The organism is Comamonas sp. A7-5 (assembly GCF_039581385.1).
Taxonomy (GTDB): Bacteria; Pseudomonadota; Gammaproteobacteria; order Burkholderiales; family Burkholderiaceae_C; genus Comamonas; species Comamonas thiooxydans.
Genome location: NZ_JBCPWO010000016.1, coordinates 1 through 20,220, shown reverse-complemented (window position 1 = coordinate 20,220; position 20,220 = coordinate 1). Strand labels below are relative to the sequence as shown.

At 56.9% G+C, this 20,220-nt stretch carries 25 protein-coding genes; 16 read left to right on the top strand and 9 right to left on the bottom strand.

The genetic code is table 11. From position 1 onward, the window contains the following. Window positions 1-37 precede the first annotated feature (37 nt). The 9 genes from AAIL67_RS20740 to AAIL67_RS20700 all read right to left on the bottom strand — a co-directional run bounded on the left by AAIL67_RS20740 (window position 38) and on the right by AAIL67_RS20700 (window position 5,651). A complete protein-coding gene (locus tag AAIL67_RS20740) occupies window positions 38-250 on the bottom strand; it encodes a hypothetical protein (RefSeq protein WP_343484751.1) in 213 nt (70 codons plus the stop codon). Beyond that, window positions 243-500 (bottom strand): hypothetical protein, encoded by a 258-nt coding sequence (locus AAIL67_RS20735; protein ID WP_343484750.1) that lies wholly within the window; start codon window positions 498-500, stop codon window positions 243-245. The genes AAIL67_RS20740 and AAIL67_RS20735 overlap by 8 nt, the downstream gene beginning before the upstream one ends. A 317-nt stretch (window positions 501-817) precedes the next feature. Beyond that, a complete protein-coding gene (locus AAIL67_RS20730; protein ID WP_343484749.1) occupies window positions 818-1,057 on the bottom strand; it encodes a hypothetical protein in 240 nt (79 codons plus the stop codon). Between the two features lie 35 nt (window positions 1,058-1,092). After that, window positions 1,093-1,431, bottom strand: coding sequence for a hypothetical protein (locus AAIL67_RS20725; RefSeq protein ID WP_343484748.1), 339 nt, complete (start codon window positions 1,429-1,431; stop codon window positions 1,093-1,095). Window positions 1,432-1,458: 27 nt separating this feature from the next. Beyond that, window positions 1,459-1,866, bottom strand: a complete 408-nt coding sequence (locus tag AAIL67_RS20720) for a hypothetical protein (RefSeq protein WP_343484747.1) — start codon at window positions 1,864-1,866, stop codon at window positions 1,459-1,461. 28 nt (window positions 1,867-1,894) lie between these two features. Continuing rightward, window positions 1,895-2,614 (bottom strand): hypothetical protein, encoded by a 720-nt coding sequence (locus tag AAIL67_RS20715; protein ID WP_343484746.1) that lies wholly within the window; start codon window positions 2,612-2,614, stop codon window positions 1,895-1,897. Between the two features lie 410 nt (window positions 2,615-3,024). Next, window positions 3,025-3,654, bottom strand: a complete 630-nt coding sequence (locus AAIL67_RS20710; RefSeq protein WP_343484745.1) for a hypothetical protein — start codon at window positions 3,652-3,654, stop codon at window positions 3,025-3,027. Between the two features lie 352 nt (window positions 3,655-4,006). Then, complete coding sequence (locus AAIL67_RS20705; protein WP_343484744.1) at window positions 4,007-4,741, bottom strand: S24 family peptidase; 735 nt, start codon at window positions 4,739-4,741, stop codon at window positions 4,007-4,009. A gap of 487 nt (window positions 4,742-5,228) precedes the next feature. Then, complete coding sequence (locus AAIL67_RS20700) at window positions 5,229-5,651, bottom strand: hypothetical protein (RefSeq protein WP_343484743.1); 423 nt, start codon at window positions 5,649-5,651, stop codon at window positions 5,229-5,231. A gap of 27 nt (window positions 5,652-5,678) precedes the next feature. On the opposite strand from AAIL67_RS20700, the gene AAIL67_RS20695 reads away from it, so the two are divergent. From AAIL67_RS20695 to AAIL67_RS20620, 16 genes are all read left to right on the top strand, one after another. Then, window positions 5,679-6,221 carry a phage regulatory CII family protein gene (locus AAIL67_RS20695; protein ID WP_343484742.1) on the top strand — a complete coding sequence of 181 codons (543 nt, stop codon included), beginning with the start codon at window positions 5,679-5,681 and terminating at the stop codon, window positions 6,219-6,221. A 25-nt stretch (window positions 6,222-6,246) separates the two neighbouring features. Continuing rightward, window positions 6,247-7,056, top strand: coding sequence for a hypothetical protein (locus AAIL67_RS20690; protein ID WP_343484741.1), 810 nt, complete (start codon window positions 6,247-6,249; stop codon window positions 7,054-7,056). Between the two features lie 59 nt (window positions 7,057-7,115). Next, window positions 7,116-7,457, top strand: coding sequence for a hypothetical protein (locus tag AAIL67_RS20685; RefSeq protein WP_343484740.1), 342 nt, complete (start codon window positions 7,116-7,118; stop codon window positions 7,455-7,457). A gap of 15 nt (window positions 7,458-7,472) precedes the next feature. Further along, window positions 7,473-8,534, top strand: coding sequence for a YdaU family protein (locus AAIL67_RS20680; protein ID WP_343484739.1), 1,062 nt, complete (start codon window positions 7,473-7,475; stop codon window positions 8,532-8,534). 169 nt (window positions 8,535-8,703) lie between these two features. After that, a complete protein-coding gene (locus tag AAIL67_RS20675; RefSeq protein WP_343484738.1) occupies window positions 8,704-9,192 on the top strand; it encodes a hypothetical protein in 489 nt (162 codons plus the stop codon). Then, a complete protein-coding gene (locus tag AAIL67_RS20670) occupies window positions 9,189-11,261 on the top strand; it encodes a phage terminase large subunit family protein (RefSeq protein WP_343484737.1) in 2,073 nt (690 codons plus the stop codon). The genes AAIL67_RS20675 and AAIL67_RS20670 overlap by 4 nt, the downstream gene beginning before the upstream one ends. Continuing rightward, complete coding sequence (locus tag AAIL67_RS20665; protein WP_202788892.1) at window positions 11,258-11,638, top strand: Mor transcription activator family protein; 381 nt, start codon at window positions 11,258-11,260, stop codon at window positions 11,636-11,638. Before AAIL67_RS20670 ends, AAIL67_RS20665 begins: the two co-directional genes overlap by 4 nt. 71 nt (window positions 11,639-11,709) lie before the next feature. After that, window positions 11,710-11,931: a hypothetical protein gene (locus AAIL67_RS20660; RefSeq protein ID WP_343484736.1), complete on the top strand. Its 222-nt coding sequence runs from the start codon at window positions 11,710-11,712 to the stop codon at window positions 11,929-11,931. 12 nt (window positions 11,932-11,943) lie between these two features. Beyond that, entirely contained in the window at window positions 11,944-13,422 is a 1,479-nt protein-coding gene (locus AAIL67_RS20655; protein WP_343484735.1) for a phage portal protein, read from the top strand. 221 nt (window positions 13,423-13,643) lie between these two features. Next, window positions 13,644-14,753, top strand: a complete 1,110-nt coding sequence (locus tag AAIL67_RS20650; protein ID WP_343484734.1) for a DUF262 domain-containing protein — start codon at window positions 13,644-13,646, stop codon at window positions 14,751-14,753. Beyond that, a complete protein-coding gene (locus AAIL67_RS20645) occupies window positions 14,754-15,437 on the top strand; it encodes an MAE_28990/MAE_18760 family HEPN-like nuclease (RefSeq protein ID WP_343484733.1) in 684 nt (227 codons plus the stop codon). A 76-nt stretch (window positions 15,438-15,513) separates the two neighbouring features. Continuing rightward, window positions 15,514-16,797, top strand: a complete 1,284-nt coding sequence (locus tag AAIL67_RS20640) for a DNA methyltransferase (protein WP_343484732.1) — start codon at window positions 15,514-15,516, stop codon at window positions 16,795-16,797. Window positions 16,798-16,978: 181 nt separating this feature from the next. After that, window positions 16,979-19,129 carry a ClpP-like prohead protease/major capsid protein fusion protein gene (locus AAIL67_RS20635; RefSeq protein ID WP_343484731.1) on the top strand — a complete coding sequence of 717 codons (2,151 nt, stop codon included), beginning with the start codon at window positions 16,979-16,981 and terminating at the stop codon, window positions 19,127-19,129. Between the two features lie 28 nt (window positions 19,130-19,157). Beyond that, window positions 19,158-19,523 (top strand): capsid cement protein, encoded by a 366-nt coding sequence (locus tag AAIL67_RS20630; RefSeq protein WP_343484730.1) that lies wholly within the window; start codon window positions 19,158-19,160, stop codon window positions 19,521-19,523. 5 nt (window positions 19,524-19,528) lie between these two features. After that, a complete protein-coding gene (locus AAIL67_RS20625; protein ID WP_343484729.1) occupies window positions 19,529-19,849 on the top strand; it encodes a hypothetical protein in 321 nt (106 codons plus the stop codon). A 5-nt stretch (window positions 19,850-19,854) separates the two neighbouring features. After that, window positions 19,855-20,220, top strand: a 366-nt coding sequence (locus tag AAIL67_RS20620) for a hypothetical protein (RefSeq protein ID WP_343484728.1), incomplete at its 3' end; no start/stop codon positions are given.

The following is a 20,220-nucleotide window of genomic DNA, read 5'->3' as shown; positions in this document are numbered from 1 at the left end:
AAGCCCGCTCAGTGGCGGGCTGTGATGGGTGGCGCGGTCAGTGGCCGCATGGCAGGCTGCCGTCTGGCAGCGGTATGCAGAGATTGAAGGTCGCCAGCCACTGCAGGCCGGCGTCGGTGTGGAAGGGGTAGGGGCAGGCCTCGTTGGGCGTGCGGCCTGCTTGATAAGCCTCACGGGCTTCGGCCTCTACCTGGGCTTTGGGGATCAGCACCTCGCCACCGGCCCAGGTGGTCTTGAAGGCGTCAGCCATGGGCGTGAGCGGGTGCCTGGGCCATTTGGCGCACAGCCTGCTCGAAGCTCATGCTGCGCACGGGGCAGCGTTGCGGCTGGGTGTTGGCCAGGATCAGGGTGTCATGGCGCGGCAGCTGGCGGGCGCTGGTCAGGCCTTCGCAGTCGGTGTCATAGACCTTGCTGAGGCCGAAATGCTGCTGCAGGCGTGCTGTCTGGCTGGCTTTACCGCAGCCTTTGGGGCCGAAGATCACGATAGAACGGGTGGGCATGGCGTTGCTCCTTTGCAGGTTTGAGGGGGCGCAGCGCTTGCTGCAGCTCGGTTTGAAAGTAGGTGTTGAGAGAGGGCCCAGGCGTGGCGGCAGTCGCCGCCTGGCTCTGCATCAGGCGCAGCAGGCGGCTGCGCTGTCGGTCGCGGTGCTGCAGCTCGTGCAGAACGGTGTCTATCGGATGCATCGGCAGGAGATCCCCAATCCCAGGTGGCCCAGCTCGACAAAGCCGTGGTCAAACGCTTCGGCGGTGCTGCGGGCAATGTGTTGGATGGAGACGCAGCCACATGTCAGGACAAAAACGCGCATGGCGGTGGTTCCTAGAAAAGTGGCAGGGTCAGGTGATTGGTGGTGCCGGCGCGCACGCGCTTGATGGTCATCAGCGCCGGGCCGTGCTGGGTGCGGCGGCGCTGCTGCTTGGCCTGGGCTGCCTGCTCGGCTGCGATGCGCTCGCGCGCCTTGGCGAAGGTTTCGGCAATGTTGGTGCTGCCGGAATGGATGTACTGGAATGCCGCGCTGGTGATCGGGACGCTGGGCAAGGTGTGGCGTGCTGCTTGCATGGGGTTCTCCGGTTGAGGGCAAAAGAAAAGCCCGCTCAGTGGCGGGCTTCGGGGTTGGTGAATAGCTTGGTTCCGGGCCATGCGTAGAGCAGAAGGCCGTCTTTCCGCGCACTGCGCAGGCTGTTGTTGACCTCGTCCGTTAAGCGCTGCTCCGAGCTGAACAAGGCATAAGCGGTTACCTTGTCCAGCTTCCTGAGCTTGAGATTCAAGTGATGGAGGGCCACATAATTTGCGAGATCTCTCAAGTACGCTGCAACCCAGAAATGGGGGTGATCACTTGAGGTCAATTCTGGGTATTGCATGCTCAGGTGCTCGGCCTTTGGGGCGCTGCGGCGGGCGGGTGCTTTTCGCTCGGTGGTGGCGGATGTTGCCATGGTCATTGGCTCCATGAAAAAGCCCGCTCAGTGGCGGGCTTGGGGTGGTTCTTCAAGGCTTTCCTCTGGATTTTTGAGAATGAGCTCTTGAATGAGGGTGCAGGTCAGCCGTATGCCGAAGCTCCAGAGCCATCCAGCCCATGCAAAGACTGCAAGTTCTACGACGCGAAGAACCTTGCCGTGAATCTTTCTCAGGCGGCTGAATTTTTTTGCTGACTCATTGATTTCATCGCGCATTCCCTTGTTGAAAAGCATGAGTGTCAGAAGCAGCACCATGATGGTGTTGATAATCCCTATCCAGACGCCGGCGAGCTCTAGCAGGCGCGGGCCGTAGCTGGGTTGCGCATAGGTGGCCCAAGCGATGCAGGCCAGCACACACCAATGGGTCAGGTCCAAAAGCAGAGGTTTTAGAGATCTCTTTTGAGGTTGGCTCATCTGATGACTTCCTGAAAAGTAAGCCCGCTCATTGGCGGGCTTGGTGGTGTTTAGGGAGTATCGATTCGCGCAGGGGCATGACTGCACCCCAGCCGTTATCGAAGCGCACAAGGATGGCACCGCAGTCATGTTCGCCAATGCGTTGTGGCGGAGCCCATCGCACGCCGGGCAATTGAGCCAGCAGGCGCACATACTTGGCATCCACTCCGAAGCAATATGGAACGTCAGGTAGTGGGATGTTGCAGAACCGCTTTAAGAACCGATCTTTCGGGATGTCTCCGGCACCTTTGCATAGATCGCAGGCATATGCACCAGCGACATCTGCGCTGGGTTTGTCAACCTCCCCAGACTCTCCGCATTCAAAGCAAGGATCGAATTCACCGCGGTTAAGGTGCTCTCCCTTGCCACCGCACCCGGTGCATGTTGCGGTTGTCATCCAGCCGTGGCCTTTGCATTCCGGGCATCGCTGCAGATGTTGCAGTTTGGGGTGTGCCATCAGCGGAGCAAAGTCCCGCCAAGCGGCTTTGGGCGTCTCAACGAGCTGCATGTGCAGTTGGTCAAGCGTCGATTCCATGGACTTGATGGGCGTTGCTGTGCAGTGCGGTGCGTCGGCCTCGGGGATGGCAATCAATGCGCCGCGATCACTCGCAAACACCATGCCCAGGGCTCTGAAATTTTCGGTCAAGACGTGGCGAAACTGGCTCGGGCCGCAATGCATGCGGCGCATAAGGTCGTGGACAGATGGCAAGGTGGCTCCTGTTCATGAAACAAAAAAGCCCGCTCAGCGGTTGCTGGCGGGCTGGTGAAAAGTGCCGGTGCCCTGTTGGGCATGCCTGGGGAAGTGATACAGAGGGAGGGAGGAGGGTTCCCAGGCCCGGCGAAAACTGAAACCATCTGGTGTGACCACTGTCGCCATCAACGTAGAGTGCGAACCCTGCGCTGAAGTTCCTGATAGCTGACGCCTCAGACCCATTTCTGCGGCGGCAGACCTGCTTGAGCGGTCACACCAGATGGCCCCGCTGATGCCCTTCGGGGGATAGGCTCATGCACGCCGCATGCTGGCTACTTGCTCACATTTTTGATACCCCCAATGCTGGTCTATGGATGAAAAAAGCCCGCAGGGCGCTTGCCGTGCGGGCTGGTGTTGGGTGGATCTGGCTATTTGCTCAGGTCTTTTTCAAGCTGGGCTTTCTCGCTGCGCAAGCGCTCTAGCTCGTTCTGAGCGGCCAGTTGCTCGCCCTGGCAGCGTGTTGCCACTGCCTGCATTTCTGCGCTGATCGATTGCTCCCAGGTAGCGCCTGCCAGGTTGTTCATGGCAGATCCCTTTCGTTGTGCCAGAGCGTCAAGATCCTTGCGGCAGTTGTTCTGCACGCGCTGGATGTTGTCGTAGGCACCGCCGAGATAGAGCTCGTTGATGTCTTTCAGTCGACCACTCTTGCGCATGCGGTCAGTCTGCGCGTTGATGCGGTCAGCTTCGGTCATTGGCTTGGCTGCGGGTGCTGCGCTCTGGCCCGCCGTTGGTGCAGCGAGCGCTGCAGGGCTTGGCTTAGGCGCATGCCCAGATGCGGGCCGCACTTCAATGGTCGAGCTCTTGCCAGTGGCGCAAGGTCTGTCTTGAAAGATCTGTTTGCCTGTCCCGTCGTCGCATTTGTAGATGGCCCAGGCTGGCGTGCTGGCTGCAAAGAGCAGCGCAAATGCAGCCAGTGTTTGCTGGCGTGTCGTCATGTCTTCTCCCTCATTTGGTAGGGAGGTTTTAGCACATGAGGGAATTAGGTCAAACCACAGCACCCTGCTGCAAGGTGCTCTGGTTTGCCCCGTAGCGCACGGGGCGGGCGTTGCCGGGATTCCAACCAGCATGACCGTCTTTGCTCTTGGCCGTCTTCGCCTCACCTTTTTTCCGTTTACCGCGCTTTGGCGGGCTGTGAACGGCGGGTGCCGCGCAGAGCAGCGGCCATGCCCGCTGATGCTATTTGCCCGGTGCGCACTGCATTGGTGGTGTGAACCGTCTGGGCGTGAAATTTTGAAAGACCGGGCGTAACCCGGTCGATACCGTGGTGCCCATCACATTGCTGCGATGGGCTGAATGTGCCACAAGTAAAACTAGTATGCAAGTAAAACTAGCAATTAATCTTTGCTGCCTCTACAAGCGTTTCCCGTTCCAAGCCCAAACAACACGGCCGACAACCGTCACTTCGTGATCTCCGTTCAAGACCTCTACGGCTTTGGAACTCTGGTTATCGCTGGAGACTTGAAGTTTGCCGCTCAGCAGGGGAGTGACACGTTTGATGAAGTTCCTTCCGTCGACCTGGAGAACATAGACGCCTTCCCTTGCTGAAGGGTCGCGCGCGCCAGAGCCCGTATCGACTAGAAGTACATCGCCGTCGGTGAAAGTTGGATACATGCTGTCCCCGTTGGCATGAATGAATCGCAACTCCATCGGGTTCTGTGGCTTGATGTACTGATTGACCCAGTGAGGGGAAAGCGCCATGTCGCCAACGATTACATCTCCCTCAAGCAATTCGTTGCCTGGGCCCATGCTTCCGCTGTTAGCAAGAATGGGCACGATCACAGCATCCGGCGCGTGATACATCTGAATGCCCGAGCGGTCTACGAAAGGCGCAGGGGCGCGACTAGTTGGCGCCGCATCATCCTCGCCAATAAGTTGAGCGACGCTCATGTCAAAGATTCGAGCAAGCACCTCCAAGCGCGTTCTCTTTGGTGCGGTACCAGATCCATCCTGCTTTTCCCACTGCTGGATCGTTTGCCATGCCAGTGGCTTGGAAAGGCCCTCCGCTTTGGCGATTTCTTCAGCCAGTTGCTGCATGGACCAGCCGCGCGCCTCTCGCTCTTTTTTGATGATCTGGTGAATTGACATAAGCACAAGTGTTCCTTGTGTCGGCTTGCAAGTCTATGCAAGATCAACTAGCATGCTAGTTATTCTTGTATAGGTGAAATATGTCCAAGCAAGCTCAAGACGATGTGAAGGGTGCGGCACGAGAGGCTGCGGCTAAAGCGATTTCTCTGCTTGGAGGCCCGGTAGAGGCCGCTAAGAAAGTGTCTGCGCCGTCATATCAAGCTGTTCAAAGTTGGCGTGTCGCTGGCGTTCCAACTCGGTACTGCGTGCAGGTTAGTGGTCTAACTGGCATGCCTCTGTATGAGCTTCGGCCATCGGATTGGTCGGTTTACTGGCCAGGCAGTGCAGCCACAGCTTCGAGTGCCAGCCATGGTTGACGTTCTTGCTGAGCAAATCGCAACAGCCTGGAATGGCCGCAATGCTTACCTAGTCGCTGCTCAGTTCGGCCTGCCCGCTCGTTGCGTCTACACGGCCATCCTGAGTCTGCATGCCGAGCGCAATTGGCTGCTCAGTCTGCAGCAGGCCGGCGTTGCGCTTTCAGAAGCGCCGAGCGCGCGGCTTGCTTTGCTGCTGGATCTGATTGCTGAGGATCACCCTCCACAAGACCGAGTTTTTCACACAGCTGCGCAAACACCACCTGTTGGCGAGGGTCTGCAATGCCCTTGTCGCGCTCAGCCTGGCGGCATGTCGCAATCCACTTCACAAGGGCCTCAGCAGTGAAGTTGGGCTCCACCTCCAGCATAAATATCAAGTGGCCGAGCATGGCCTCGATGGCGTCGATGCGTTCATCGGGTGTGGCTGGCTTGTCTGGTTGCGTGTCCATTTTTTTCGTCTTGATCGGCTCTGATATCGGGGCGGTTTTCGCCATGGTAGCCAATGGCGCGGGGCTGGCTTTTTCTTTGGCTGGTGTGGCTGTGGGTTGTGTGCTCATGGCTGCCTTTGTTTGAGGAGGACTGCTATGGGCTCTACTTTCACAGTTGGCGCTGATTCCGGCTATGGCGATCTGCATGGCGAATCCGACACTGGGCGCGGAATGTGCTTGCAAGATGCCGCGCGCCTGGTGGCAGAGCGCTTCCCCGGTGGCGTGCCTGCACTGGCTGAGGCCATGAAAGTGTCCGCCAATACGCTGCAGCACAAGCTGAACCCGAATAACACGCGCCACAAGCTGACGATGGATGAGGCGTTGGCGATTCAGCAGGCATCAGGCCTGCCGTTTGTGTTGCAGGCGATGGCTTCCGCTATGCGTCATAGCTGCGTGCCCGAGGCGCCTGATCAGTCTGGCGGCAATCCGGTCGAGGCGTTCATGCGCTACCAGCATGGCCTGGGCGACTTCACGGCTTCGGTGGCCGATGCCTTGCTGGGTGATGGCCCGATCAATCGCAATAAGTTTCGCCGCGTGCAGGCCTTTGCCAGCGATGTGATGGTGTTGACAGGCTATCTGGTGGCAGCGGTGGCCCAACGCGTGCCGCAGCAGCCATCGACCGATGGATGGGACGGCTGAAATGTATATCCAGCTGAGTGCCCGAATGATGAACCAGGCGGAGGTGCTGCGCCAGATTCGCGGCTTGACCGGCCCGCAAGCTGCCAAGGCCTATGCCAAGGCGCTGAACGATACCGGCTTTCAAGTGCGCCGCGCCATGCAGGATGAGATGCGCGCTGTGTTTGACCGTCCCACGGATTACATCTTGCGCAGCCCGTTTGTGCGCATGGCTACAGCCGCGAAGCTGAGCGTGACCATTGAGCCGACCTATATGGGTGGCAAGGGGATTGACCCGCAAAAGATCCTTGATGCCCAGACCTGGGGCGGTCGTCGTCGTGACAAGCGCAGCGAGGCTGCACTAAGGCGTGCAGGCATCTTGCCCAACGGCTACCAAACGGCCATTCCAAGCGATGACAGGGGTGGCCCATATCCCGGCAGCGATGACGGCAAGGGCAACTTGCGCGGCCCGTTTCTGGTGCAGCTGATCAGCTATTTCCATGCATTTGGCGAGCAGGGCTACAAGGCCAACATGAGCGAGAAGGGCTATCAGCGTGTTCATCGTGGCACCAAGAAGCAGGCCGGCAGGCGCTACTTCGTGACCTACGGCAAGACACGCGGCGGGCCACGCATCACCCAGAAGGGTGAGCAAGACGACCGCACAGCTCACCTGGCCCCCGGAATCTGGGCTGCCAGCGGCACGGGCGGTGCCGATGTGCGCCCGGTGCTGATGTTTGTGCGCCCTGGCCGTGGCTACCAGCCCCGTTTTGACATGGACAAGGTAGCCAAGCGCGCAGACGCCGAGGCCTATCTAGAGCGCCGTATCCGTTACCGCTTGCGTGAGGCCGCAGGCGTATGACCGCAACCCATTTCAACGCGGCCACGCAGCCGCAAGCACAGATATCAGGAGGAGCAACCATGCAGCAATCCAAACCCGTGATGACCAGCAAAGACACCAGCGCAGAGGCTTTTGCCGAGCTGGGCAACGAGACCCGCCGCCGTTTGAGCGAAAAGCTCTATGAGTCGCTGCGCCATGCCCACCAGCAAGGCGTGCGTGACATGAGCCGCCGTGAGCTGCGCGACTACTACAACCAGCAAACCGGCGTGTGGCTGGAGCTGTGCAGTGTGGCGAGCACCGTCAATGCCCTGCTGGCTGCCGGACGGCTGGAAGAGGGCGCCGCTCGCCGCTGCAGCGTGTCGCCGCGTCAGCGTGATGTTGTTCCTGTGAAGTGCAAGGCGCAGCAGCAAGCCATCGCCTGATATCGAGATTGCCAGATGTACCAGTATCCGCACCATATCGGTGACTTCAACACCAAGACACGGCACCTGTCACGGCTGGAGCGTTCCATCTTCCGTGACATGCTGGACATGTACTTTGACACTGAGCTGCCTTTAGACGGCTCTGATATCAACCTGCTTGCGCGTCGGCTGCTGTGCCGTTCGCCTGAAGAAGTGGATGCCATGCAGTTCGTGCTGGCCGAGTTCTTCGAGCAGCAGACCGGCGGCATGTATGTCAACCACGACTGCGAGGCCGCTATTGCTCTGTACCGCGCTCAGGCAGCAGGCCGCGATACAGTCAAGAAGAACGAGAACACGCGCCAAGAGCGCAGCCGTGCTAGGCGTTCCGCTATCTTTTCTGCACTGCGTCAGTTGGGTGTTGCACCCAAGGGTACGGCCAAGATGGATGAACTCTTGGCCTTGTGCCGTCAGCACGGTGTCACGGTGACGGATGACGGCGCATACGTGACGCCTCCAGCGCCACAGCCGCCTGTGGAACCTGATAACGGCAATGTCACGGATGTTGTCACGCCTGCTCCCGTGACATGTCACGCCCCTGTCACGGGTAACCAGAACCTTAACCTTAACCAAGGTAATACCCCCCAACCCCCCAACGGGGGGGCGAGTGGTGGACTAGCTATCGCTACAGCACTGGGAGCCAACTTCCCCGACCTGCGGCGCACAAGGCTGGCCGAGGTGGCAGAACTGGTCGCAGAGCTTGTCACCAGTGGTCAGGTGACTGGCGAGGTGCTGCTGGCTGCAGGCGAGCGGCAGCGCGATCTGCTCAACGAGGACGGCGGCAAGCACACCCCATCGATGCTGCGCTGGCTGCGAGAGCAGCGCTGGAAGGACTTGGCTGCCGAGCCAAAGGCTGCTGCCGCGCCAGTGGACTGGGCAGCATCGCGCGGCGGTGTCGAGGCCATGGCCGCAAAGCTTGGACTTCCGGTCTATCAGGACTGGGCCGATGCCCGTCGCCCCGACGAAGCGCCGCGCGTCTTCCTCGGCTACGAGGCCATGGTGCGCTCGGCCCTGACCCGGTCGCAGGAGGTGGTCGCCTGATGATGTGCCTAAAAAATGAGCAGGCCGAGTGGCGCGGGTCCTCCCGGGCCACCTCCGAAGCGGGTAATTCGAGCCGCATGTTTAGACTGTTGTGCAGTGCTCCTAGGGGGGTTAAGTGAAGATCCTGCCTTACTTGGATGCTCCTATTTCGCAAGCGGAATTTGCAGAAATGATCGGCGTCAGCGAGGCCCGTGTGAGCCAGCTGGTGAGCGAGAAAGTGATCACGCGAGGCGACACGGCTCACGAGTGGCTGCTGAGCTACTGCGAACGTCTGCGCGATGTCTCGGCGGGGCGGGCTGGCAGCGATGGCACCGACCTTGCCTATGAGCGTGCCTTGCTGACCCGGTCACAGCGTGAGGCTCAAGACCTCAAGAACAAAGTGGCACGCGGGCAGTTTGCTCCCATCGGCCTGTTGGCTGACGTGCTGGGCCTGGCCAGTTCTGCGGTGGTCGACCACATGGATCAGGTCGAGGGGCAGATGCGCAAGGCTTGCCCAGACCTGCCTTATGACGCCCTGGTTGTCGTGCTTCGTGTGCTGGCTGGTGCCCGCAATGAGTGGATTCGAGTCACGACAAAACAGATATCAGAACAGATAGAAGGAATGGCCTTGGGCTTTGAAGAGGACGCAGGTCAGCCAGAAGAGGAGGACGGCGAATGAGCGTTGTCACCATTGAAGCCATGGAGGCCATCAAGGCAGCCGCGGCGCTGGGAATGTCCAGCATGCGGGCAGAGGTTCCGCAAACCTTGTCGGAATGGGCAGCTGAGCATTTCCTGCTGGCAGGTGAGTCCAGTCACCAAAAGGGCGGCTGGGTGGCTTGGCCCTTTCAGATCGGCATCCTGGATTTCATGAGTGATGACCGCATCGAGGAACTGGCGGTCAAGAAATCCAAGCGGGTGGGCTATAGCAAGATGATCACGGCTTTCATTTGCTACAACATCGCCCACCGCCGTCGCAAGCAAGCACTGTGGCAGCCGACGGACGATGACCGCGACAGCTTCGTCAAGTCAGAAATCGAGCCGCTGCTCGATCCGGTGAACGGTGTGCCGTCCGTGCTCGCTGCCCGCAAGCGAGGCGGGCGCATCGAAGAGACCATCAAATACAAGCCATTCCGCGACAGCGTGCTGCACCTGCTGGGCGGCAAAGCTGCGCGGGCATACCGTCGTATCACGGTCGCGGTGGCAATCCTTGATGAGTGGACGGCTTTTGATCAGACCATCGGTGCCAGCAAGGACAAGACAGCGGGCTCGCCCGGCAGCTTGGCCAAGGGGCGGCTGGAGGGCGCCCCGTACCCCAAGTTTGTGGGCGGCAGCACGCCGGGCATCATGGGGCTGTGCCACGTATCTCGCGCCTGCGAGGATTCAGAAGATGAGGTGGATTACCTCATCGAATGCCCACGCTGCGGCGTAGAGCACACGCTAACTTGGGGTGGGCCTTCGGTGCTGCACGGCTTCAAGTGGGAGCGCGGCAAGCCCGAGACCGTGCGCCATGTCTGCCCGCATTGCCTCGAGTCCATCACCCAGGCCGATTACATGCCGGGTGGCTGGCCCCTGGTCGGAGCCTGGGTGTGCCGTCGCTCAGGCAAGCGCTTCGGCGCTGACCGCATTTGGCGCGATGCCAGCGGCGAACCCTGCCGGCCACCGCGCACGTTGGGCGTGCATATCTGGGCGGCCTACAGCCCGCAACGCCCCTGGTCAACGATTGCGGACGAATTCGAGAAGGCCGACCGCGCATTGAAAGAGGGCGATGCCGGCCCCATGACCAGCTTCACCAACGAAACCCTGGGTCAGGCCTGGGAGCTCAAGGGCGAAGCCGCAGACGAGCATGCGCTGCAAGCCCGTGCCGAGCCCTACAAGCTCAAGACTGTGCCCGTTGGCGGCTTGATGCTCACGGCTTGTGTTGACGTGCAGCATACCTGGTGGGATATCAGCGTCTGGGCCTGGGGCAGGGGGCTGGAGAGTTGGGTGGTGGATCATCACATCATCGAGGGCAACCCCGCCAACGAAAGCGATTGGGAGCCCGTCACCGCCTATCTGCAAAGCCGTTTCAAGCAGCTCTGGAACGGTAGCAGCATGGGCATCACGGCCACCAATGTGGACAGCGGCGACCAGACACAGGCGGTCTACAACTGGGTGACCAAAGCGCAGAACGTCATCCCCAACCTGCGCGCCATCAAAGGCCGGCCTGGCATTGCCCTGGTGGGGCCTGTCACGTTGCAGGAGGTCAACTATCGCGGCCGCAAGATTGCGCGCGGGGTCAAGCTATGGAATGTGGGCGTTGATAACGCCAAGGATCTCTTGTTGGGTCAATTGGCCATCAAGGAGCCAGGCCCAGGCTACCTGCACTTCAGCCATGAGTTGCCCCGCGAGTGGTACGAGCAGTTGACCGCCGAGCATCGTGTGCTGCAGCGAATCAATGGCAAGGATGTGTTTCGCTGGATGAAGCGCCGGCAGCGCAATGAAATTTTGGACTGCCGCAACTATGCGCTGCATGCCGCCATGGCTCAGGGGCTGCATAAATGGTCTGACGCCAAGTGGCAGTTGCTCGAGCAAGCGGTGCAGCCGCCGCGCGACTTATTCAGTCCGCCTGAAACGGATGCCAGCGATGCAGCTCCAGTTCTGGAAGAGCCTGCACCCCGCGTGATCACTCCGACCGTCCCACCCAAACCAGCGGCCCAGCGCCGCCCCCGATCCTCTTTTGCCAGCGAAGAATGGAGCAGCAGACTATGACAGTGAATACTAACAAGAGCCAAGCAGATGCCGCACAAGTGGCCGATTCCGTGTTGCAACTCGAGTGTGATCTGGTGGAGATCGCGCGGCAAGAGCTGGGCATCAGTGAGGTCGAAGCCTTGAAGGTGGCCCAGGCCTTTGTGCATGGCCTGCGCAAGCGCTACGGCGGCATGCGTATGGGCGGTCGTGGGGCGTCCATCTACATTCCCTCGCCCAGCAAGGCTGAGCGTAACAAGGCCATCTGTGAGGAGTTTGACGGCACCAACCATCTGGAGGTCATGCGGCGCCACGGCATCCAGCGTGCCACGCTCTATCGGGTCATTTCTGCCAAGGCCGGATCTGCACGCATCGGCGTTCCCAGCGCCAAGGCGCCTTGAGAAAGTCTCATTTGTCGGCATGCAATGAGACGGCAAACCCCGTAGCGTGCAGCGCAAAGGCAAGGCAACACATGACCATCATCACCCAAGAGCATCTGGATCTGCTCGACCTGGCGATTGCCAGCGGCGAGCTCAGCGTTTCCTACCAGGGGCGCAACGTCACATATCAGACCACCGATGCGCTGCTCAAGGCGCGCTCTCATATCGCTCGGCTGCTTCAGCAGAAGTCGCGCCAGGGCGCTGCCACGTTTGGCGGCCGTGGTTACGGCCAGGCCAGTTTTGACCGCGATTGAAGGAGCTCACATATGGCCAACATCATTGACAGCCTGGTGAGCTATGTGGCGCCCGAGGCGGCCTTGCGTCGCGCCCAGGCCAGGAAGGTGCTTTCTCACTACGAGGCCGCACAGCCCAGCAGGCTGCGCAAGAACCGAAACACCAACCCATCGCCCAATCTGCTGGTGGGGCGCAGCGCTTCAGCATTGCGCAACCATGCGCGCTACCTCGAGCGCAATCACGATATCACCCGTGGTGTGCTGCGCACTTTGGTGAACAACGTGGTGGGCCCCAACGGCATTGGCATCGAGCCTCAGCCGCGCCGCCGCGATGGAACCATCCACAAGGAATATGCCGATCAGCTGCGCCAGTTGCACCGCAAGTGGAGCAAAGCGCCCGAGGTGACCGGGCGCATGCACTGGTCGCAGGCCCAGCGCATGGCTGCTTATACCTGGCTGCGCGATGGTGAGCTGTTTGCGCAGCAGGTGGTTGGCAATGCGTCCGGCCTGGTACATGGCAGCAAGGTGCCTTTCAGCTTGGAGCTGTTGGAGCCAGACTTTGTGCCGCTGGACTTCACGGATCTCAGCCGCAAGATTCGCCAAGGCATTCAGGTCAGTGACTGGGGGCGACCCATTGCCTATCACGTCTTCAAGCGTGACCCGCGCGAGTCTGGCGCCTGGATCACGCCGGCGGATCTCAAAACCATTCCAGCGGCCAACATGCTGCATGTGTCCACCATGGATCGACTGCACCAGTGGCGCGGCATCAGCGAGCTGGCGAGCGTGCTCAACCGCGTGGAGGATCTGAAGGACTACGAGGAAAGCGAGCGTATTGCCGCCAAGATTGCGGCCAGCATGGCGGCCTACGTCAAGCGCTTACCTGGTGTGGAGGGTTTTGACCCTGACAAAGACTCCCGCGAAAAGGACGCCGATGGCAACCCTCTGCCCCGTGATCTGCGCCTGCAGCCGGGCATGATCTTCGACGACCTGATGGTGGGTGAAGAGGTGGGCCTGATCGATACCAATCGACCCAACCCCAACCTGGTTGCATGGCGCTCGGGCCAGCTCAAGGCCTATGCCGCTGGCGTGGGTGCCAGCTACAGCAGCATCAGTCGCGACTATGGCGGCACCTACAGCTCACTGCGCCAGGAACTGGTGGAGCAGTGGGTGCACTATGCCGTGCTGACCGATGACTTTGCGGGGCAGTTCAGTCTGCCCGTCTGGGAGATGTTCGTGCGCGTCGCCCATCTGAGCGGCGCTTTGCCTATCCCTGATGATGTAGAGCCAGGCTCAGAAGATGATTGCCTTTTGATCGGCCAGTCCATGCCCTGGATCGACCCGCTCAAGGAAGCCAACGCGTGGGAGAAGCTTGTGCAAGCAGGCTTTGCCAGCGAGGTGGAAGTCATTCGACGTCGTGGTGGTAATCCCCGGGAGGTACTTGATCAGATTCAGCAGTATCGGTTTGAAGCTGCGGAAAGGGAGCTGAAGATGTCTTCTAATCCGGCGAAGTGATCATTCGCCTAGTCTGAATTTTTGGTTCGCTTGCGAATGAAACGGAACCTTTGCCTTTAAAAGTTGTTCTTGCGAAAGGCTCAAGCGTCTTGCCTTTTGTTGGTTTTGCATCACGAGGGGACAATTAACTCATCGATAACCTAAGACTCTGTAGAATGTGACAGTATTGTATTCATTTATTAAAAATGAAATATGGATCATAAGTAAGGAGTTTGAAGTTTATGAGTTTAATTGCAGCTGTTGAGAAAGAAAGGCATCATGTAGTCGTAGATTCTTATACGCCTACGTGGAATGAGTTAATTGCTCAGTATAAAGCAGGTGACGTACAAGTTGATCCTGCTTATCAAAGAGGCTTCCGTTGGGATTATGAGCAGCAGACTACTTATATTGAATCTCTATTGCTAAATATTCCAACTCCTCCAATTTTTTTGGCGGAGAAAGCTAATGGTGCTTTTGAGGTGATTGACGGGCTTCAGCGCTTTAGTTCGATACTGAAGTTTTTTTCTTCTGAGATTTTTCCAGAAGAGAATGCCGTAGAGAGTAATAAGAGTAAGCATCAAAATGATATAAGAGTTCCAACTATTCTGTCTGAAGCTCCAATCATTAAAGGATTATTAGGGGTTAGTCGCGAGACTATGCCTGATACTCTTGTTAGAACTCTTAGGTACTCTCGCGTTCAAATTATTCTTCTTAAGAAGGAGTCGAGCGGTGTTGCTCGATACAATGTATTCACTCGTCTAAATAGGGCTGGAACGGCGCTCTCTAATCAAGAAATTAGAAACTGTTCAGCGCGTTTGTTTGATAGCGAATTTGCTGATTCTTTAAATGAAATGGCGACAGATGATGCCATTCAAGAGGCTCTCGGCTTATCAACTAAAGAGAAGACTTCGATGGGGACGCAGGAATGCATCTTGCGATTAATCGCTTTTGGTAACTTTACGCCAACCACTAAAAGCATTGAGGATTTTTTAGACAGTGTGATGTATCTTGCATCGAATGGAGAATTTGATTTTTCGGAGAGTCATAAGAAGAAAATAATATCGACATTTGAATTGCTTGCAGAGGCATATCCTAATGGAGAATCTTTCAAATTCTATAGAAATGAAAAATTCTCTGGTCAGTTTAGCTCCAACCTATTCGATATAGTTGCATCTGGTGTTCTGAAGAACATTGCGAAGTGTAAAAGGCAAGGTGTTGATGCGCTTCGAGATCGCATTATGGCAATGCATAATGAGAGTGAGGTGGCGGACCTAACAGGGGCAGGTTCCAATACACGCGCAAAAATGATGGGTCGTGTTGCGTTCGGAAAAAGATGGTTTGCAGGTATTTAAATGACACGACACTTTCATTTAAGGTCAGCAAGACAAGAAGTAAATATCGCTCATGCGCGGCATAAGTCTATGCTTGATAGTATTCGCCAGCATTCATTGGAGAATAATCGGGATAAAGATAAATTTTTATATCTCATGGCGATACCAATAATTTATGCGGCTTGGGAAGGGTATTTCAGAATTTCATGCTCAATATGTCTGAAACGTGAATGCTTGGTTGGCAAGAAAGTAAAGAATTACAAAAGCAACTATGCTGCATTATGGCTGCAGAAAGAGAAATTTTTCGACTCATTTTTGCAGAGGCTTTTTAATTCAATGCAATTGGGAAAGCCAGCTAAGAAAATTAGTTCAGGGAAGTTTCAGGCTGTTTCTGAATTTGCTGCGAATATTTCGAATTGGTTGGATCGACCGGTTGATCATTTGTATGATTTCGATGATTTGGTTATGACATATTCGAATGTTAATAAAGAAGTTGCATTGCTCAATTCTGGAATCATTGGTCTTCAAACTGATGGTGTTGACTTCTCTAGAATTGATGAGCTCTTAAGTAGAAGAAATGATATTGCACATGGTGGTTTGTTGAATTTTCCTCATGAAACCAATGTAGTTGATTTGCTAGCCTACACTGGTAGATTGATTGATACTTTTCACGATTCTGTAATAGACTGGCTTTCTCAAAACTAATTCTTTGTATTTATTGAGTTATAATGTAGTTATAGAGATTTGGCTTATATTCAGTAAAGGGGCTATGTTACAACAAATGAAACATTTCGATGTACATACGCCAAAGCGTCGTTCGAATATTAATTCGAAAGCAAAAGAAAGTTACCCATACTATGCAGGATATGCGGAGGCGTTTGCTCGTGACGCTATTCAACGTCTATCAATAGCCGGTGCAACCGTTTTAGATCCATGGAATGGCGCTGGTACTACCACCTATGCCGCAGCCACAATGGAAAGACGTGCATTTGGTTTTGATCTTAATCCAGTGATGGTAGTTGTTGCTAAGGCGAAGTGTGCCTCTATGGAGGATGTTCGTAAAGCACGAGAAACACTGGATGATCTTTCATTACGCATTACGAGGACGCAACTCAAGAGTGATGCAGTCAGCCCCTGGGTTGGACCCAGGGCTGCTGCTTTAATTCGCCAGCTTGTGTCTGTAATTCTATTTCCCATCGAGGAACACCAAGAAGCTCTAACCCTGAATAGAATAGGTCAAGCTGTTTCTCTAGCATCACCTTCAGATTGTCTTCTAATCCTTGCTATTTTCAGGGCGGTAAAGCTTGGCGCTGCTAAAAGCTTCTCGTCTAATCCAACTTGGACTAAATTACCTGTTGCTCCTGAAAAATGGACTTCGATTGGTACTTGGCGAAATTGGATATCTGATCAAATGGATTTTCTTGAAAAAATTCATAAGGAAATGTCTGAGAATAATTCAATTGACAATAAACTTGTTGATATTGAATGTGCTTCATCCGAGAAAATTTCATTAGTTAATGCATCTGTGGATGTGGTATTAACGTCTCCGCCATATTGCACTCGTATAGATTACGCAATGGCGACTTTAATAGAGTTGGCTGTTTTGGGGCTTTCTACTGATGATGTTAATTCGACGTTGAGAAAAAACCTCTTAGGCACTACGGCAATTCGTGGGGCAATGCCAGAACGACTTGATGCTTGGGGTATGTCATGTAATTTATTGCTGGACCAAGTTTATGATCACCCATCTAAAGGGTCAAAATCATATTATTACAAGAATTTCCTGCAATATTTTGATTCTCTTTATCGATCAATAGGTGAAATTTCAAGGGTAACAAAGGATGGCGGGGTGGTTTGTAGTGTTTTACAAGGTTCTTATTACAAGGAGTGTCAAATAGACCTTCCAAAAATATTCATGGAGATGTCTTTGGCTCAGCGGTTAAACTTGACCGAGATGGCATCTTTTGATGTCGCTCAAAATTTTGGAAGCGTTAATAGTAAGTCTTTAAAATATCGTGAATCAGTGGTCGTTTCCGAGAAGGTTCTAGTATTAAAGAAAGTTTAATCTTTCATTTGAATGGTTAGATTTTTTCAAATTTGAATGTGAATTAAATTAGTGGATTTTATTTTCTTCTAATCTAAAAATACATTAAATAGTCTCATTTCACGGCATGAAATGAGACAGCGAAACCCAGAAACTGCCTGCATTCCGCCCTTGAGGCGACAACGAATGCAGGCAGTTTTTCATGAGCACATCGCAAAAGTGGTTCAACATCCGCCGCAAGACTGCGCAGGCTGCAGCTGCTTCGGGTGTGCAGTCTGCCGCTGAGATCCTGATCTACGGCGATATCGGTGAGAGCTGGTGGGAAGAGACCACCAACGCCCGCGACTTTGTAGCCGAGTTGCAGGCCCTGGATGTGCAGGTCATCACCGTGCGCATCAACAGCCTCGGCGGCAGCGTACCGGATGGCTTTGCCATCTACAACGCCATGAAGCGCCACCCGGCCACCATTACCACCGAGGTGGATGGCATGGCTTTCAGCATCGCCAGCCTGATTGCCATGGGCGGCGACAAGGTGTGCATGGCTGAAAACGCCATGCTCATGGTGCATGCGCCCTGGACTTATGCAGCCGGCAATGCGGTCGAGCTGCGAGACCTGGCTGACGAGCTCGATACCTGGGCCGCTGCCATGGCTACCAGCTACGCCCGCAAGACCGGCAATCACGATGCCGTCATGGCTTTGCTGTCCGACGGCAAAGACCATTTCTTTACCGCTGCCGAGGCCTTGGCAGACGGCTTCATTGACTCCATCACCGATGCGTCACCCGTCGCGGCCAGCGCTGCCCGCGACTTACCCCTTTCCCGTTACCGCTCCCTGCCTGCTGCTTTGCAGCGGGCTGGGGGTATTTCTGCGGCATCCGCCGCGCAATCCGCTCCTGATGAGGACAACATGAACAAAAACCGCACCCATGTGCTGATGAACGCCATTGGCGCATCTGGCGCGCCGGCAGCTGGTGGCGGGAGCGCCGCACCAGCTGCTGCTGCTCCGGTCGCTGCCGCTGCTTCCACGCCTGTCCCCGACGCCGCTGCACAGGCTGCGGTGCTGGCTGCTGATCAGACCCGCCGTCAGTCCATTCGTGCATCGTTTGCTGCCTGGGCTGGTCGTGACGGTGTGCAGGATCTGCAACGCCAGTGCGAAGATGATCATTCTGTCTCTGCGGCCGCAGCTGGTGCTCGCCTGCTGGCTCACCTGGGCTCGCAGGCCGTGCCTGTGGCAGGCGTGAACGTCACCACGGTGGAAGACGAGGGCGACAAGCGCCGCGATGCTGCTGTATCTGCCTTGCTGGTGCGTGCCGGCTACGCAACCAAGGAGCAGGTCTCTGCCCACAGTGGCAATCCATATCGTGGAATGAGCCTGGTGGAAATGGCACGTGCATCGCTGGAGACCGCCGGCGTCAGTGCCAAGGGCAAGGATAAGCGCGAGCTCGTGGCAGCCGCCTTCACCCAGTCCACCAGCGACTTTCCCATTCTGCTCACCGATGCCATCCATCGAGTGCTGCTGTCCGCATATGCCGTGCAGGCGCTGACCTGGCAGCGCTTCTGCAAACGTGGTCAGGTGTCGGACTTCCGCGAACACCACCGTTTCCGCGTTGGTTCTCTGGGCAATCTGCAGCCCAAGGGTGAAAACGGCGAGTACAAGAATGTGAGCATCCCGGACGGCGAGAAGTCCAGTATCTCCGCTGCGACCAAGGGCTTCATCATCAACCTGTCGCGCGAAATGATCATCAACGATGACCTGGGCGCGTTCACTGACCAGGCTGCCGCCATGGGCCGCAGTGCCGCCCGTACCGTCGAGGCTGATGTCTACGCGCTGCTGGGCGAAAACAACGGCCTGGGCCCCCTGATGCTGGACGGCAAGCCCCTGCTGCATGCAGACCACGGCAACGTGGTGGCAGAAGCTGCGGCTCCTTCCAGTGCTGCCTTTGAAGCCTTCCGCATCCTCATGGCCAAGCACAAGGACGTGAGCGGCAACGACTTCCTGGATCTGCGCCCCGCCGTCTGGCTGGGCCCCGTGGGTCTGGAGGGGCGCGCCAAGCTGATCAACAAGTCCGAGTACGAGATCAGCACCGATGTGAACCCCATGACACCCAACGTGGGCCTGGGCATGTTCCGCGACATCGTTGGCAGCCCCCGCCTGGATGGCACTCGCTATTACGCCTTCACCGATGTGAATGAAGGTGCTGCTGTGGAGGTCGCTTTCCTCGATGGCGTGGATACGCCATTCATCGAGCAGCAGGACGCATTCGATACCGACGGCGCGCGCTTCAAGGTTCGCCTCGATTACGGCGTGGCCGGTCACGACCACCGCTGCATCGCCACCAACGCCGGCAAGTAAGGCCTGCGGCTGACAAAGGAGTATTGAAATGGCAAACAACTTCATTCAGCCCGGCAAGGTGCTGGACTATGTGAACACCACCGCTGATGCGGTGGTCAGCGGGCAGGTCGTGCTGGTCGGCGTCATTCTGGGTGTTGCCCTGGGCAACATCGCGCCGGGTCAAACCGGCTCCGTCCAGATCGATGGCGTCTTTGCCGTCCCTAAGTTGGCAGGTGCTGCCATTGCCCAGGGTGCGGTGCCTGTGTTCAAGCCGGCAGATGGTGCTTTCACCGGAGCTGCAGCAGCCGCAGGCGACATCTCTGGCGCTTGTGCTGTGGCCTTTGTTGCAGCCGCAGCAGACGCCGAGGTGGTGCATATCAAGTTCACCGGCGTGCCCGGCACTGTGAAGGCTTGAGGCGCATGACCGCACCTCTTGCTCCGTTCGCAGCGGTCGAGTCTCGGCTCAATGCCTCCGTGCTGCGACGTCTTGCCAATGCCACCGCGACATGGCAGGGCGGTCAGCCGTTCGGCGTGATCTTTGATCGCTCGCAGCTCGAAGGCTTCATGGGTGATGCCGTTACCGGCGTTAGCAGGGCCGTTTCGCTGTGCGTTGCCAATGCCCCAGGAATTGCCGAGGGCAGCACTGCCCTGGTTCTGTCTGGGCAACCCTGCGAAGTGACTGGCCCGGTGGTTGCAGACGCCAGCGGCTGGGCCACGTTCCCCATCGTCTTTCTGAACTGATCGCCATGTTGCTGCTTGAACAAGTCATCAAGTCGCGCTTGGCAGGGCGCAGTGCGCTGGCCTCTTGGCAGGTGCGCGGTGCTTCTGAGCTGTGTGACCGCGCCAAGGTGCCGGCCGTCGAAGTGCGTATGTCTGGCGCGGGCATGGGCGACGTCTCACGCGAGGCCGCCCAGCTGGAGCCGCGCTGGTCTTGTGTGCTGGTTGCCAAGCGCAGTGGCACCGCTGCCGCCGAGCTGGATGCCGCCATGGAGGAGGTGGTGGGCTGCCTGCATGGCTGGCGGCCAGCGTCACCAGGCGGGCGTGCCTGGTCTGAACTGCGCGCCGCCGGCGTGCGTGAAGCCGAGTTTGTCGATGCCGGCCTGGTCGGCTAT